Raw genomic sequence first — 15,598 nt, 5'->3', positions numbered from 1 at the left:
ATGAGTCCGGTTCAATACCGAATGCATGCCTTAGAAGCTGCCTAAATATATATGTCTAACTTTATGGGTTCAGTTCATCTTATCAGGATACGAAGGGTGGTCTATTTTTTATCGTTTTTATTAAAAGACAGTATCGAAATGACAAGCCCAGCAAACGCCACGGCAAACATCAATGATTGAAATACTGTCATATGCCTCACCCCCTCTCATGGGGAATGAAGCCGACCACCCTTAGAAATTCGCTATTGTATTCCAATTATACCATAGTTGCCCATATTGACTCAGGCAAACAAAAAAGGACTGACTGCAGCCCTTTAATAACCTCAATAATCATTGTGTTTACAAATGACATTTTTATAATGTAGACAGTTGTCAGTTGCACATTTAAGTAGTCAGGCATTCGCTAATTAATAACATCTTAATACTCGAAGGGAAGGAAAATCTATGTCTGACTGTCAGTGCAAAGGGAAAGAAAACAATGAAATATTTTGTAATTGTCAATTTGAAGAATTTACATTAAATGATGGTATGGAAGGGTCAGTATTTGTCCCTATAATATTAACAACAGATACAATAAGTGTGACAGAAAAGGATTGGGTTGCAAAGATTGATACTATGGTAGACTTACAAGCAAATGTTAATGGACCAGAGGCTTTTGGCGTTCTGTATGTAGTCGAACGCATAACAGGTGGGAATGCTATTACACTATGTAGTTACCCTGTGTCAGATGAAAGACAGGACATTTTCACATTAACCCCAAGCTATACAATATGTGATACACCACCTATAGGTTGTCATACGTATCGATTATCTATTTTAGACAATAAATGTGAACCAGCATTTTTAATTCTTACAAGTACGTGTCGATGTATCAATGTCTCTACATTTCAAAACGGTAAATAAGAAATTAAAAGCATAGCCCTACTCTATTCAATAAAGAGTTGGGCAGTTTTCATGTCATAATGCCAGTGTAATACATTTTATGTTCTCCTGTGTTGTTGGTGCCATCAATGAGACAAAAAGTTGTTCAACACAATTTCTATTTAGTTTAGTAATAAAGGTGGAACCTATAAATCAAATTCCACCTCAAAGTTATTTAATCTATTCTGGAAAGCATCTCTCAACTTCATGATGACAATCAGGTGTAAATACTCCGTCATTATTCACCGCAGCTGAAACTCCATTAGCAGAAAATAAAAGACCTAGCGTTACTACAAGCGCGAAAATCTTACGCATTTATTTTCCTCCTTTGTACATTATTATTGTTTTCACACATTTATCGTAAGGATATTTCCAAAATTAAACAAGTGGCTTAAGTCATTTATAATGGTGGCTAAAGTAATAAATTATTATGTTTACTAAGTAAACACACTGATATATAAGGTTTATGTATACAAATAAATTGTGGTATTTTTAATTCCAAACAAAAAGGAGTATTTTTCAGTCCTTAGCAACCTCTTTTTACATTGTGTTACGTAAAAATTGATTAATTTGACCTATCACATTAATACAAGATAAATTAAATATATTACATACCATAAAGTACACCCTTTATTATCACTCTCCCCTCCCTGATGTCTCCTCCATTCATGAACGATCAGGGAGGGTTTACATACCTTTTTATAGGTCAAGATTCACTTTTTCTGGTTATACATAAGATAAAATGTCTGAATCACCTTTAAACTCCACTCCTAACTAATGGCGGAGTTTTTTATATGATAATAGATAAAAGGCGACACCCTTAATAAGGTCTCACCTCTTAACTATTTTATATTATTAACAGGTTGGTATTTACCCTTTTATTTCACTGTAAACCTCACTGATCTGTAGGCTGAGTTCCAAAGATTTCAACCCACCATTTTTCTGCTTCTACTAACCAATTTGGGTCGTAAGGTAGATCTCTCGATTCTTCCATGAGTTTTATGGAGGCATTAAAATCTAAAACTTCAGCTTTAATTTCATCCATTGTTTTATTATCTACTTCTAGGCCATAATACATTGCCTTCGACACATAGTTTATAGGTGTTACGAGCTTCTTTAAATCACTTTCATCGTACAATTGCCCAAATGTTTTCCCTTCAGTATCAATATCCTTACTTTCAATTTCATTATATAGCATCACCCATGGATCCATACGAATGATAGAAGCTTCTTTTTTCTTAAGCTCTTGAACACCTTCAGCTGATACATCAGTATGCTCATTTTCAAATAACTGGTTTAAAATTTCTTCAGATGAATATATTTCGAAAACTCCATTATCCACTACAATGTATTCCCCAGTGAAACTTGTTAATTTTGTCGTCCCATCTTCATTATAATCAATACTAAAACCACCATAAAACTCACCAAAATTAAAATCTTCATATTGAATATTTCTGAAATCTTCATATGTTTTCGCTTTTACGATCGAATCTTGCGATACTTCAATAGATGTTTGTTTTGTGTTGTAGTTTGAAGCAAACACATCAGAATTAAGCGCTGTGACTCCTCCTCCTAGTAATAATGCTGATAATGACGCAGCTACAATATATTTCTTTGTATTCTTCATTTAAAAAACATCCTTTCTTTGGTCTGATATTTCATCTAAATGTTTGATACAACTTAAATATACTTATCTAAGATGACTTTCCAGTGACTATAAAATGACAATTTAGTCACTTAAGCTTATATTTTAGATATTATTAGTTTTTTACTAGTGTTACTAGAAATGCCCTCAGACAAAATTATCTTTTCATTCACGTGCATGTGTATTTTCGATGCAAAATAAAAAATCCCCTACTCCGAAGAGTAGAGGCTATGTGAGGTTATGCAATTATGCAAATGCCATGTATTTAAAATTTTGTACTCCTTAATATTTTGGTGTGGGTAGGGAGTGAGGAAATAATTTGTGCTGTTTTGTTAATATTTGTTAAATTCTTGTTGTTAATGTGTTAATTCACGATAAAATTGTTATTTTATTGTAAATGACCGTTTCCTACTCAATATATTTATTCTCTGCTAAAGGTTTATGGATGTAACTTAAATGAGAAGACCCTATTTCATATAATAGTTGCATTTTATCCTTAATTAAATACATAATTCACAACTGCTATAATGGGATATTTTTACAAATATAATAAAAAGGAGGCTTTAAATGGCTAAATTCCGAAAACGAGGAAATACATGGCAATTTTGAATTAGATATACTGATCCCATCACCAAGAAAAAAAATGAATTATCTAAAAGTGGGTTTAAAACAAAAAAAGAGGCTCAAATAGCTGCAAACGAAGTTGAAAAAAAGGTTCTCAATGGAATTGAGGTGGATAATACTCCAATTGCTTTGAAAAACTATCTCCATGAATGGTTAGTCGAATATAAGAAAGATAATGTAAGAAAGAACACTTATATTCTACATGAAAGAAATGTAAAAACAAAGATTATACCATACTTTAAAGAAGTAAATTTAAAAGATATCACACCTTTAAAATACCAAAAATTTCTTAATTATTTAGATGACCAGGGTTATAGTAAGAGGACAATTGAAATTATACACACTACAATGTTTAATGCTATGAAAACGGCTGTACACCCATTAAGAAAAATTGACAATAATCCATGTGAAGGTGCGACCATCCCAAAAAGTAAAACTAAAAAGAAGTCAGATTTACAATACATCGAATCAGAAAACATCTCACATTTTCTAAAAGTAGCTAGAAAAGATAGCCATATTTACTATATGTTTTTCAAAACACTAATAGAAACAGGTATGAGGAAAGGTGAAGCTGCCGCTCTCCAAATAAAGGATATTGACCTAAAAGAAGGCTATATCTATGTAAACAAATCTCTAGATTTTCAGGCCATCGGAGAAACTAAAACATATGAATCGGAAAGAAGAATAAAAATAAATGGGTCTCTAGTTAAGGAATTATCAAATTATCTGAAGGTTCTCAATGAGAACAAAATTGTCTTTAATGAAGAGTCTAAACATGAATTAGATTTAGTATTCTGTCGTGAAGATGGAAATTTTCTACCTAAGTCTACTCTCTTTAATGCATTTTCGAGAATTCTAAAAAAAGCCGGATGAGTAAAAATGCCAATCCATGGACTAAGACATACTCATGCAGTTTTATTACTGGAATCAGGCGCAACTATGAAATTCGTTCAAGAAAGATTAGGTCACAAAAGTATTACAATTACCTCGGATGTTTACTCTCATATTTCATCTAAGCTTGAAAATACTTCGGTGGACAAGTATGAAAAATATATGAATGATTTATTGGGGTGAATTTTTTTTGGAGTTTTTGTGGGTCAAAAGTGGGTCAAGCACTGGAATTTTAAATCCCAGCTTTGCTTGACCCACCAAAGTAACTGCTATAAACGTTGTTAAATCAACATTTTAATTTTAGTATAAAGTCATGTATTGGTCACGTTCCCAAGGGTGAACTTGCGTACGGAACATATCCCATTCAATTTCTTTAGCTTCTACAAAGTGCTCGAATAAATGTTTACCCATTGCACCTGTCATAACTTCATCAGACTTTAAGTTTTCTAATGCATGTTCTAGTGTTGCAGGTAAGTCTACGATACCAGCTTCTAAACGCTCAGCTTTGTTCATTACATAGATGTTTCTGTCAACTGGTGCAGGAGCTGTAAGTTTGTTTTTGATACCATCTAATCCAGCTGCAAGTAATACTGACATTGCAAGGTATGGGTTTGCACTTGGGTCAACGCTTCGCACTTCAACACGTGTGCTCATACCTCTAGATGCAGGAATACGGATTAATGGGCTACGGTTACGAGCTGACCAAGCGACATATACAGGAGCTTCATAACCAGGTACTAAACGTTTATATGAGTTGATTGTTGGATTTGTAACAGCTGTAAAGTTTGGTGCATGTTTTATCACACCAGCGATAAATTGACGAGCTGTTTCACTAAGCTCTAAGTCGCCAGTAGGGTCAAAGAATGAGTTTTCACCATTAGCAAATAATGAAAGGTTTGCATGCATTCCAGATCCGTTTACGCCGTAAAGTGGTTTTGGCATGAATGTTGCGTGTAAACCGTGCTTTCTAGCGATCGTTTTTACAACAAGCTTGAACGTTTGAATATCATCAGCTGCTTTTAACGCACCAGCATATTTAAAGTCGATTTCATGTTGCCCTGGCGCTACTTCATGGTGAGATGCTTCAATATCAAAGCCCATTTCTTCTAATTCTAAAACGATGTCACGGCGGCAATTTTCACCTAAATCAGTCGGTGCTAAGTCAAAGTATCCACCTTTATCATTTAATTCAAGAGTTGGTTCGCCCTTTTCATCAACTTTAAATAAGAAAAACTCTGGTTCCGCTCCTAAATTAAAGTCAGTAAATCCTAGCTCTTCCATTTCTTTAAGTACACGCTTTAAGTTATTACGTGGATCTCCTTCAAAAGGAGTACCATCAGGATTGTAAATATCACAAATTAGACGTGCAACTTTACCTTTTTCAGATGTCCAAGGGAATACAACCCAAGTATCTAAGTCAGGATATAAATACATATCTGATTCTTCTATACGTACGAAGCCTTCGATTGAAGATCCATCAAACATCATTTTATTATCAAGTGCTTTTTCTAACTGACTAGTAGGGATTTCAACATTTTTGATCGTTCCTAATAAATCAGTAAATTGTAGTCTTATATATCTAACGTTTTCCTCCTCAGTCATCTTAACAATGTCTTCTCGTGTGTACTTTGCCATAAAAAAAGCTCCTCCCTTGATTTTAAAAAATTTATTTAAATAAAAATTGGTGAAGTGCATCCATTCAAGAATATATTTCACCTATATTTTACTTATTTCTAACGGTTGCATGCACATTTTAATTAATGGAAAAATCGGGACATATCTCCTTGTCTCAGAGTTGTACGATTGTATTTTCCAGCATTCATCAGTTCAGCTTTTAGTAGCTTGCGCAGTTCATCTTCAGATAGTTCTTGTTTGTTCGCTTTAACTACTTCATTTTCTTGTACAGGTTTTGCATCTTGATTGCCTGCAAATAATTTCTTAATCCCTGCCATATTGACACCTTGATCTATTAGATTTTTAATTTCTAATAGCTTGTCAACATCATTAAAAGAAAATAATCGTCGATTCCCTTCGGTTCTTGCCGGAGATACTAATCCATGCTCTTCGTAATATCGAATTTGCCTAGCTGTTAATTCGGTTAACTGCATCACAATTCCGATAGGAAAAAGTGGCATGGACCTTCTGATTTCATCAGCCATAATGATACCTCCATCATTTATTACTATATTCAGTATATTCCATGTTATGTTTTTTGTCAACACTATGTCATAAAATCTAACACAATAAATTACATCAATTTTCTTTTCGTTCATTCTGTTCTTATTTAGCCTATTTTGAGGAGATTTTTTTCAATCAAATGATTGATTGCCGAACAAACCGCTATCTTGACGTGAGCATATGTTAGCCCCCCTTGTACGTATGCTACGTATGGTGGCCTCAAAGGCCCATCCGCTGATAGTTCAATACTAGACCCTTGTATAAAGGTACCAGCCGCCATGATCACATCATCTTCATAACCAGGCATATAGCTAGGGTACGGAGTAACATAAGAATTGACTGGGGAACAATATTGGATTGCCTGACAAAATGCAATCATCATTTCTTTATTATCAAATTGGACTGATTGAATAAGGTCTGTTCGATGACTGTTCCAGCTAGGATGTGTGTTCATGCCGATTTCGGATAAGAAAGCTGATGTAAAAACAGCACCTTTCAAAGCTTGACCAACAATGTGTGGAGCGAGAAAGAATCCCTGATACATTTCTTGCAAACTATGTAACGATGCTCCTGCTTCACTACCTATTCCAGGAGAAGTCATTCGATAGGAGCATGCATCAACAAGAGTTTTCTTCCCTACGATATAACCACCCGTTTTAGCAAAACCACCACCAGGATTTTTTATTAACGATCCAGCAATTAAGTCTGCACCTACATGACAAGGCTCCAATGGTTCTACAAATTCACCATAACAATTATCAACAAAAACGACGATTTCTTCATTAATCGATTTTACAAATTGAACCATTTCTTGAATCTCACTTATCGAAAACGAGGGTCTATTTGCATATCCTTTAGATCTTTGAATACCAATCATTTTAGTTTTTTCATTTATCGCTTCTTTTACTTTGTTATAATCAATTTTGCCATCTGTAGCTAACGGTATACTGTTATACCCAATATGATACTCTTTAAAAGAGCCTACGCCTGAACCTCTAATTCCTACTATCTCCTCTAAAGTATCATATGGCTTCCCAGTTATATACAAAAGCTCATCAAATGGCCTAAGCACACCAAATAATGCAATTGAAATGGCATGCGTTCCTGATATGATTTGTGGGCGAACTAATCCAGCTTCGCCTCCAAAAACTTGTGCATATACTTTCTCCAACGTATCTCTTCCAACATCATCATAACCATAACCTGTTGAGGGCGTGAAATGTGAATCACTTATTTTATGTCCACGAAAACTCTCAAGTACTCGATATTGATTCACTTCTATATTCCGATCGATTTGATGATGGATATTACGTATTTTGTCTTCTACTATATTTACTATGTCGGAGATTTGCTCTCCGTTACTTAAGTTATGAAACATGTTTCTTCCCTTTCTAAACTTGATATTTCTTTAGTTTACCGAATGCGATATGTGAAGATAATACATATCCTGTACATTCATAAACATCTTCTCTTTCATCATATTTTGTCTCTGTTACAATCGTATCCGTTTTGATGGATGACAGTAATTTCCCGTCTTGGCTTGGAATTTTCACGTGATATTTAACCATATTCTCTTTTATACGATTTTCGAGCCAAGCTTTCAGTTTAATAACATCATTGTCGTTATGTGCACTAATTGTGACAACTTCTGTATTTGATGAGGGTACAAAATCTGGATGAATACTGTCACGCTTATTATAAACGGTTATGACTGGAATATTTTCGAAGCCTAACTCTTCTATTAACTGATATACAGTTTGTTCATGATTAAAATAATCTGGATTGGAACAATCAACTACATGTATAAGTACATCAGCATCTTTGACCTCTTCTAATGTAGATCTAAATGCAGCTACTAATGTGGTAGGAAGATCTTGTATAAATCCTACGGTATCCGTGAGCAGTACATTCATCCCAGATGGTATCGACATCTTTCTCGTCATAGGATCTAATGTAGCAAACAACTCATTTTCTTCATAAGCACCAGCTGCTGTTAAACGATTAAAAAGCGTTGATTTTCCAGCATTCGTATATCCTACTAAAGATAATTGAAATGCATTGTTTTTCTTTCTCCGTTCACGATACCTCACTCGATGCTGAACGATCGACGATAATTGTTGCTTAATTTCAACGACTCGACGATGGATGTGTCTTCTATCCGTTTCGAGCTTCGTTTCACCTGGACCTCTTGTACCAATTCCTCCCCCGAGCCTAGATAAAGAAATACCTTGCCCAGCTAGTCTAGGTAATAAATATTGTAATTGTGCAAGTTCAACTTGGAGCTTCCCTTCACGTGATCTAGCCCTCATTGCAAAAATATCTAAAATTAGTTGAGTTCTATCAATTACCCTCGCCTGAAATAACTTTGTTAAATTTCTAATTTGGCTAGGTGTCAGCTCATCATTAAAAATGATAATCTGTGGTTCCATTTCACTTTCCAAATTTACAATTTCTTCTACTTTCCCTTTACCTATGTATGTAGCAGGGTGAACTTTCTCTCTTTTCTGTGTAACGACAACTTCCACAGTCCCATTCGCCGTTTTTGTTAAAGATGCAAGTTCCTCCATCGAAAACATAAATCTTTCATCATTTAAATTGGGCAATTGACATCCAACTAAAATTGCTGTTTCAGCGGTTTTATTTGTAGTTATATTCAAACTCCATGTACCTTCCCTTTTATAATAATTAACACTCTTTTTTATCATATCAAAACTAGAGACTTTTCACGAACATATTTGAAATGAGTTAATATATGTTTGTTTTCGCATGTAATATGGAATATCAATAGAAAAAATAAGACTTTAGTATTAGTAATGCGTGACTATTTCCTTGTAGATTTTGGTATTAATAATTTGTTATTATAAAATTCAGAATATATAGTATATATATTCAATCTTGCTCTATTATTTTTATTCACCCGTAAAAATATTAGACGAGCTTTCGGTTAAATAATTCTAGGCTCTTTTCGTATACTTGTTTACTATTTAACTAAATTTGACAGTTACATAATGATCATACCGTATACTAACTGTCTAAAGAAGACAAAAAATCTAGACTAACCGAATGCGTGCTTCTGTTTTAGTATGAAAGACAACAACTTGATACGAACACAGCCTAATAAAAATAACAGAGAGGAGATATAACAGTCATGGCAATCAAATGGATTGTAGCAGCAATCATTGGTCTTATTATCGTTTGGAAAGTAGGAAAAACTATTCTGGAGGGAGTTAGAGAAGGCATAAAGGAAGGTGTAGAAGAAGCCAAAGAAGAGTTAATACATGAAGAAGACGAACATGAAAAGACATATGAGGCATTGTGGAGTCAAGCATACCAAAAATCTGATGAAGAAAGATTTGGAATCGCCTTAAAGGCAATGTTTGTAGAAATTTATATGCATGGTCCAATTTTACAATTAGATTGGAATGAAGATAATTCAGTATATTTGTTTACAGAAGTCTTGCCTGAGGATAAACTAGAATTTCTTAAAAAGAAATTTAAAGATGAATGGGGAATCTATGATAGAGGAACATTGTTAAAACAAATTCACTGGCTTAAATATGAAGGGCACCGCTTTCAGTATGAAACAAAAACAAATAACATGCATATCGAGGCAGCTGCATTCGATTTTGCTCGTGAAGCTATGTTAGTATGTGATGGTGTCGCGTTCGGTTATATTACAGAAGATGAAGGCAAGGTGCTATTGAAAAAAATATCTTTCAAAGCAGCCAACATGTTTTCAGGCTGGAAAGAGTATGCAGAAAGTTTTATGACAGGTGCAACTTTTTGGATGCAACAAGTAAGCTTAAATAAAAAAATGGAGAAAAGATATCATAAAACGTTAAATTGGTTGCTAGAAAACCCTTTAAGTCCTTGGGTTAAAATTCCTTGGGAAACAGACAGCTTACTTTCTTCGCACCCTATAGATATAGATGCTAGGGACATAATTGAATACCATATTGAGACATACATAGGGGAGATCAAAAATCAATATGTAGAAGAAGTTACTGACACTGTTAGCATCGATATATATCATATAGGTGCCACTAAAGATAAACCATTCCATACTTTTATTACGATGGGAATGAGCGACCTACCTATAAATGAATTACCGGATGGTTGGAAATATAGTGAACTAATGATTTCGGTCCCAGCAAATTGGGAAGTGTCTGACGAAGGATTCACAAACGAGGATAATTACTTTCCACTCCGATTACTTAAACACCTTGCTAAATACCCTCACTTAAATAAAGATAAGGAGCCACTGTCTTTGTGGAGTATCAATCTTCAAGATCCGGCGGAGCCTTTTACAAACAATATAAAGATGACAGGATCTATATTACTTCCTCCTTTGTTGTTTGATAGAGAATTTTTTGAAGTTGATATAAATGTACAAAAGAAGGTCCATTTCTTTAATGTTCTTCCTTTGTATTCCGATGAAATAACCTATCTATTAGCAAGTGAAGAGAAATCATTGTTAATGCAGAACAATGAAATTCCTCATGTTTTCAACCCTACTAGAAAAAGTTTACTTACTGACCTTGAAAATATAAGCTTCAAACAAGAGGATCAACAGGATTCACAAAAAATTGGTTTTTATTAAGGCTCTTTCATTACCTTTTGTTCTTTTATTGTAATAGTTTAGAAACTATTTTTAAAAAATGATTGAATCTATCTTATGAGAAGAAAAGATGCCACGACCACTAGATGGATACGCGCTTATAACTTGGTACGCAAAAAACTCTCTATAGGAAGTAGCTTTCTTTCTGTTACTACCGTATTAAATTTGCATTTAATATGAATTCTATACAGATTTATAAATGTGTACTTTGTTAGATAAATAAAACCTTATTACATATTAATAAAAAATGAGGATGATGCGTAGTGCTAAAATAACGTATCACCCTCTATTTTTTATTAACCTAAAACAATTACAGTTATATATCACTAATTAATAAGTCCTCACTATTAATGGTCATTAGCTGTTTTCTATCGAGTTCTTCTTGAAATAACAACCTCATTGCTTGAACACGAACTGACTTTTCTATTACGTTTCTAACATAACGTCCATTACTAAAAGAAGCAGGATGTAATGAGTTTCTAATAGATAGTAAATGATTGCGTAATTTCCACTCAGCTTCTTGGTGAAATGTATAATCTCTTTCGGAGATCATTCTTGAAGCGATTTCCATCAATTGGTCAACAGTATAGTCTGGAAAATCTATAACTAATGGGAACCTAGAATATAGACCCGGATTGAGCGATAAAAAATGCTCCATTTCCTTTGAATACCCAGCTAGAATTAAAATAAATTCATTTTGTTTGTCTTCCATATGCTTGACTAATGTATCAATTGCTTCTTTACCAAAATCTTTTTCCCCACCTCGAGCAAGTGAGTAAGCCTCATCTATAAATAAGATTCCTCCCATAGCACGCTTAATAAGCTCGCGAGTTTTTTGTGCAGTATGCCCAATATATTCTCCTACTAAATCTGCCCTCTCAGCCTCAATCAGATGTCCTTTCGATAACACATTCATACGAACAAATAGTTTTCCTAATAATCTGGCAACAGTTGTTTTTCCCGTTCCAGGATTACCTTTGAACATCATATGCAGCACTTGTTTACCTGGTTTTAGCCCCTCTTCCTCACGTTTCTTGTTAATAAAAATCCATGCATATATTTCTTTAACAATCCGTTTGATTTCTTCCATTCCGACAAGAGAAAGGAGCTCATCTTCAATTTCTTTAAGTATATTATGTTGAGAAGGGAACGGCTTATTATATACATCAGTTTGTTGATGTCGTTTAACCTCAATTTTCTTTTGTTGATTATTAAGTATAATATTGATTTGACCATTATTTTTCATCGTCATAGGTTGATTCAAGCGATTTCACCTCACATTCATTACTAGTATACGTACGAAAAATAAAATTGTGACAAATGCCTATAACAAAACTCCATATGGAATCATATTAACTGTAATAGCAAAGGAAAGGTGGTATATTTTGTTTATAGCTTATTAACAAATTTCTGCAATTTTTTCTTAAATTCATTATCAACTATTAACCCGTCTAATTTGTCAAACTTAAATCTATAAAATAAAATGACATTAAGGTTTATTATGTTTTGTACAGGCAACATAGTAAATAGCAGTTTATTCCAGTTAGAACTAAGGATTTCAATAAGATAGTCTCGGTTACATCTGTAAGAACATTGGTGAAACATATAAAAGGATGGGTAAGAGTATCGATTTATTTTTACTACTTTAATTCAATCCACACCAGAACCTATAACAACTAACTTTTTAAGGCTAATATATCAAACAAAGTGTTAAATTATTTTTGACCCTCAGAGGATTTAGTCTCGAACAGGTTTTAGTACTTGTTGCCAGAGATCGCTCGAAAGCAACTGTCTCCATGGTTGCTTGTATGGGGGCGTGTTGTGAATACACAGATTGATATTATGATTGGTTCTAAGCTGACACCTGACAACGTACTCGTCACATACGCTTGGAGAGCCTATAAAACATATGCCAAAGAAAAAGGATTAGAACATTATAGAATTAAAGCTAATGATGGTATACACGTTATTAAAGGTCTATACCATATTCAATATGTAAATAGTCTCCATTCTCGTATGAAATAATGGATTGTCCGTTTTAAGGGTGTAGCTTCAAAGTATCTTGATTACTCCCTTACTTAGTTCTTATTTGTTGATAGTCGTAGTAACGAAAGTACAGAGCACAATAATAATGACTTTTTATTAACATCATTTGTATTTGAAATGACAGACACTTATGATAGTTTACGCTTGACAAAATTCAAGTCTCAACGAGTTGATTATCAGAACAAGCGTTCATTAGGATATGAAAAAAATTAATTGATACATACAATAAATAAACTCCAAAGAACGAATGATTGTAGATTAAAAAAACTAATTCTGTAAAAAGGTGGTGTCGTGACTATTGAGTCACGTCGCTTTGAAAACAAAAATATATTTTGGGCTTTCTGTTACCATTTTTCTTATCGGCCTTCTTTCTTGGGTTCCTTATTTAGTATTTAACATCCAAGAACCTTATGGGGTGTTAACGTTATTTCTTAACCCAATAGGATTTTATGTAGGCTATTTATCTAAAAATAGATTGATAGCATTAAGCAATTTATTCGTGGTCTTTAGTTTTGTTCCTGTTTTAATATTTGTTTATGTGACAAAGGGGTATTTTCCAATGTAAGTATGGTAGACTTTTTGAAGTAAAATAAACAGGAAAATCTTATAGTGGGGGCTTCCATAAATTTTATTCAATTCAACTTTAAGATTAACACAGCCATAAAAAAAATGAGACCATGATAACGGTCTCATTAGTTCAGTTATTGTGGTGAATTTTTAACATTGCATTTAGATGCATAACTTAAACACCCCTAATATGTCATAAACAGGCTTCATCTTTAACCATGACTTCCCTCTTTTTAATTTGATTAAGAGTGGTCATCAAACCAGGAAGTCCCGCAGTCAAGGAAGGTGGAATACTCCAACTAGAAAACCTCAGTATCCTGAAAATAAAGGTAAAGAGAAAAAGCATCGGAAATCCTACTAATACATACTATTAAAGAAACGTACAGTGCTATTTTATTATTTTTCATAGCACATCTCCATTAATGAATGTGAAAAGCAATAATTTATCATTCGATAAAGATATCGTGAAACCTATGTATGCTTGCTTATTCCTTAGTAGAAAAACAACAATCATTACGATAACAGCTCGTTCAAAAAAAATAACCTACGTTAATTAGTAGGTTATTCTTACAATTTATTCAAAATCTATTTGAATATTTTTTTGAGGTGCAAAGGTTGAAATCGCATGTTTATAAATTAATTGCTGTTTGCCTTCTGTCTCAAGCAAAACAGTAAAATTATCAAATCCTTTTATTTGTCCTCTCAATTGAAATCCATTTAATAAGAAAACTGTTACAAATGCTCCATCTTTTCTAACTTGATTTAAAAATTGATCTTGAATATTAATTGATTGCTTCATAATTTCGTCCTCCTCTTTTCTATATATACATAATTATTCGCTTAAAGTTTGAGCTTTCCTGCTATGTAATCGAAAATATCCGTTAACTTTTCATTAAGATGACTAGTATCAGTCATATCAAACCATTCAATGTCCATCTTGTTTCTAAACCACGTTAACTGTCGTTTGGCATACCGTCGTGAATTTTGCTTTAAGCTATCTTTCGCATCTGCTAACGTTATTTTGCCGTCAAAATGCTCATATAGTTCTTTATAACCTATCGCTTGAATTGATTGGCAATCCCTTATGCCTCTTTCATAAAGATCGTGAGCTTCATTCACAAGACCTTGATCAAACATAAGGTCCACGCGTGCATTGATTCTTTCATATAATTTTGCTCGATCCATCGTTAAGCCGATAAGTGCATTATCATATAATATATCTTGTTTCTGGTCTTGTTGCAACTCAGACATTGGTTTACCCGTCACATGGTAAACTTCAAGTGCGCGTATAACGCGTCTCACATTATGTGGGTGAATCCGTTCAATACTGAGTGGATCAACTTTTTTTAGTTCATTATATAACGAATGTGATTCACCATTATCAGCTTTTGCTTGTAAGCGATTACGATATGAAAGGTCAGTCGGTTGACTGGAGAATTGGTAATCATACAAAACCGCTTGAATGTATAAACCAGTACCTCCTACAATCATCGGAAGCTTCCCTCGTGACTGGATATCGCTAATTAAACTTCGAACGATCATTTGAAATTCTGCTACAGAAAAAGATTCATGAGGATCTTTAATATCAATTAAATGATGCTCGATCCCTTCCATCTCTTCTTGTTTTATTTTTGCAGTACCAATATCCATTCCCCGATATATTTGCATAGAGTCACCACTAATAATCTCCCCATTTAACTTTTTCGCTAGCTCTATGCTTAATTTTGTTTTTCCAACAGCTGTCGGACCTACAATCACAACAACTTTTTGTTCTGTTTCATTCAACTAATGATCACTACTTTCTATATCTATTGCAGTCAAATCATAACATATCCAATTTTGTTAATTAAACATTCATATAGTATAACCAAAAATGAATACTTTTTAACAACTCTACACAATAATTTTATAATCTCCAGACATGATAACGCTTTCGTTATAAATCACTAATCACCTTATATTAGCAAAAATCTTTTAAGCAAACGTGAATGTATAAAAGTAGAGAATAAGACCATTTTACATAAAAGTTGCAAAAGGACAGCGTGAGTCTCTCCATTATATTTTTCATTTTTTTAGGCTAAGGTAGATTTGCTCCCATTAAGCTAAAC

General features: G+C 33.6%; 12 protein-coding genes and 2 pseudogenes. 5 read left to right on the top strand and 9 right to left on the bottom strand.

Annotated features, from left to right (window positions below; translation table 11 throughout):
- Positions 1–444 precede the first annotated feature (444 nt).
- Positions 445–903, top strand: coding sequence for a hypothetical protein (locus JM172_RS13000; RefSeq protein WP_214482776.1), 459 nt, complete (start codon positions 445–447; stop codon positions 901–903).
- A 198-nt stretch (positions 904–1,101) separates the two neighbouring features.
- Here the strand turns inward: JM172_RS13000 and JM172_RS25170 are convergent, their stop codons facing one another.
- Together JM172_RS25170 and JM172_RS12995 are read right to left on the bottom strand one after the other, a co-directional pair.
- Positions 1,102–1,236 carry a hypothetical protein gene (locus JM172_RS25170; RefSeq protein ID WP_284730456.1) on the bottom strand — a complete coding sequence of 45 codons (135 nt, stop codon included), beginning with the start codon at positions 1,234–1,236 and terminating at the stop codon, positions 1,102–1,104.
- 580 nt (positions 1,237–1,816) lie between these two features.
- Positions 1,817–2,548, bottom strand: a complete 732-nt coding sequence (locus JM172_RS12995) for a hypothetical protein (RefSeq protein WP_214482775.1) — start codon at positions 2,546–2,548, stop codon at positions 1,817–1,819.
- 627 nt (positions 2,549–3,175) lie between these two features.
- Here JM172_RS12995 and JM172_RS12990 point away from each other — a divergent pair.
- Positions 3,176–4,264, top strand: a pseudogene (locus JM172_RS12990) (tyrosine-type recombinase/integrase).
- A 117-nt stretch (positions 4,265–4,381) separates the two neighbouring features.
- Here JM172_RS12990 and glnA read toward each other — a convergent pair.
- The 4 genes from glnA to hflX all read right to left on the bottom strand — a co-directional run bounded on the left by glnA (position 4,382) and on the right by hflX (position 8,910).
- On the bottom strand, positions 4,382–5,716 hold the full coding sequence (gene glnA, locus JM172_RS12985) for a type I glutamate--ammonia ligase (RefSeq protein WP_214482774.1): 1,335 nt from the start codon (positions 5,714–5,716) through the stop codon (positions 4,382–4,384).
- Positions 5,717–5,838: 122 nt separating this feature from the next.
- A complete protein-coding gene (locus JM172_RS12980) occupies positions 5,839–6,240 on the bottom strand; it encodes a MerR family transcriptional regulator (protein ID WP_214482773.1) in 402 nt (133 codons plus the stop codon).
- Between the two features lie 125 nt (positions 6,241–6,365).
- Positions 6,366–7,637, bottom strand: coding sequence for a methionine gamma-lyase family protein (locus JM172_RS12975; RefSeq protein WP_214482772.1), 1,272 nt, complete (start codon positions 7,635–7,637; stop codon positions 6,366–6,368).
- Between the two features lie 13 nt (positions 7,638–7,650).
- Positions 7,651–8,910, bottom strand: coding sequence for a GTPase HflX (gene hflX, locus JM172_RS12970; protein WP_352223451.1), 1,260 nt, complete (start codon positions 8,908–8,910; stop codon positions 7,651–7,653).
- A gap of 497 nt (positions 8,911–9,407) precedes the next feature.
- Here hflX and JM172_RS12965 point away from each other — a divergent pair, with 497 nt between their 5' ends.
- Positions 9,408–10,859 (top strand): suppressor of fused domain protein, encoded by a 1,452-nt coding sequence (locus JM172_RS12965; protein ID WP_214482770.1) that lies wholly within the window; start codon positions 9,408–9,410, stop codon positions 10,857–10,859.
- 334 nt (positions 10,860–11,193) lie between these two features.
- Here JM172_RS12965 and spoVK read toward each other — a convergent pair whose 3' ends face one another.
- Entirely contained in the window at positions 11,194–12,141 is a 948-nt protein-coding gene (gene spoVK, locus JM172_RS12960) for a stage V sporulation protein K (RefSeq protein ID WP_214482769.1), read from the bottom strand.
- Positions 12,142–12,607: 466 nt separating this feature from the next.
- Here spoVK and JM172_RS12955 point away from each other — a divergent pair.
- Both JM172_RS12955 and JM172_RS12950 read left to right on the top strand, forming a co-directional pair.
- Positions 12,608–13,136, top strand: a pseudogene (locus JM172_RS12955) (IS1595 family transposase); the annotation flags it as partial.
- Positions 13,137–13,236: 100 nt separating this feature from the next.
- Positions 13,237–13,488, top strand: coding sequence for a hypothetical protein (locus JM172_RS12950; RefSeq protein WP_214482768.1), 252 nt, complete (start codon positions 13,237–13,239; stop codon positions 13,486–13,488).
- 576 nt (positions 13,489–14,064) lie between these two features.
- Here JM172_RS12950 and hfq read toward each other — a convergent pair.
- Together hfq and miaA are read right to left on the bottom strand one after the other, a co-directional pair.
- Positions 14,065–14,289, bottom strand: a complete 225-nt coding sequence (gene hfq / locus JM172_RS12945; protein WP_214482767.1) for an RNA chaperone Hfq — start codon at positions 14,287–14,289, stop codon at positions 14,065–14,067.
- A 41-nt stretch (positions 14,290–14,330) separates the two neighbouring features.
- Positions 14,331–15,275: a tRNA (adenosine(37)-N6)-dimethylallyltransferase MiaA gene (gene miaA, locus JM172_RS12940; RefSeq protein ID WP_214482766.1), complete on the bottom strand. Its 945-nt coding sequence runs from the start codon at positions 15,273–15,275 to the stop codon at positions 14,331–14,333.
- Positions 15,276–15,598 lie beyond the last annotated feature (323 nt).

The sequence above is a fragment of the Bacillus sp. SM2101 genome (assembly GCF_018588585.1).
Taxonomy (GTDB): domain Bacteria; phylum Bacillota; class Bacilli; order Bacillales; family SM2101; genus Nanhaiella; species Nanhaiella sioensis.
Note: the sequence above shows the minus strand (reverse complement) of the source record. Positions and strands in the feature narration are given on the sequence as shown.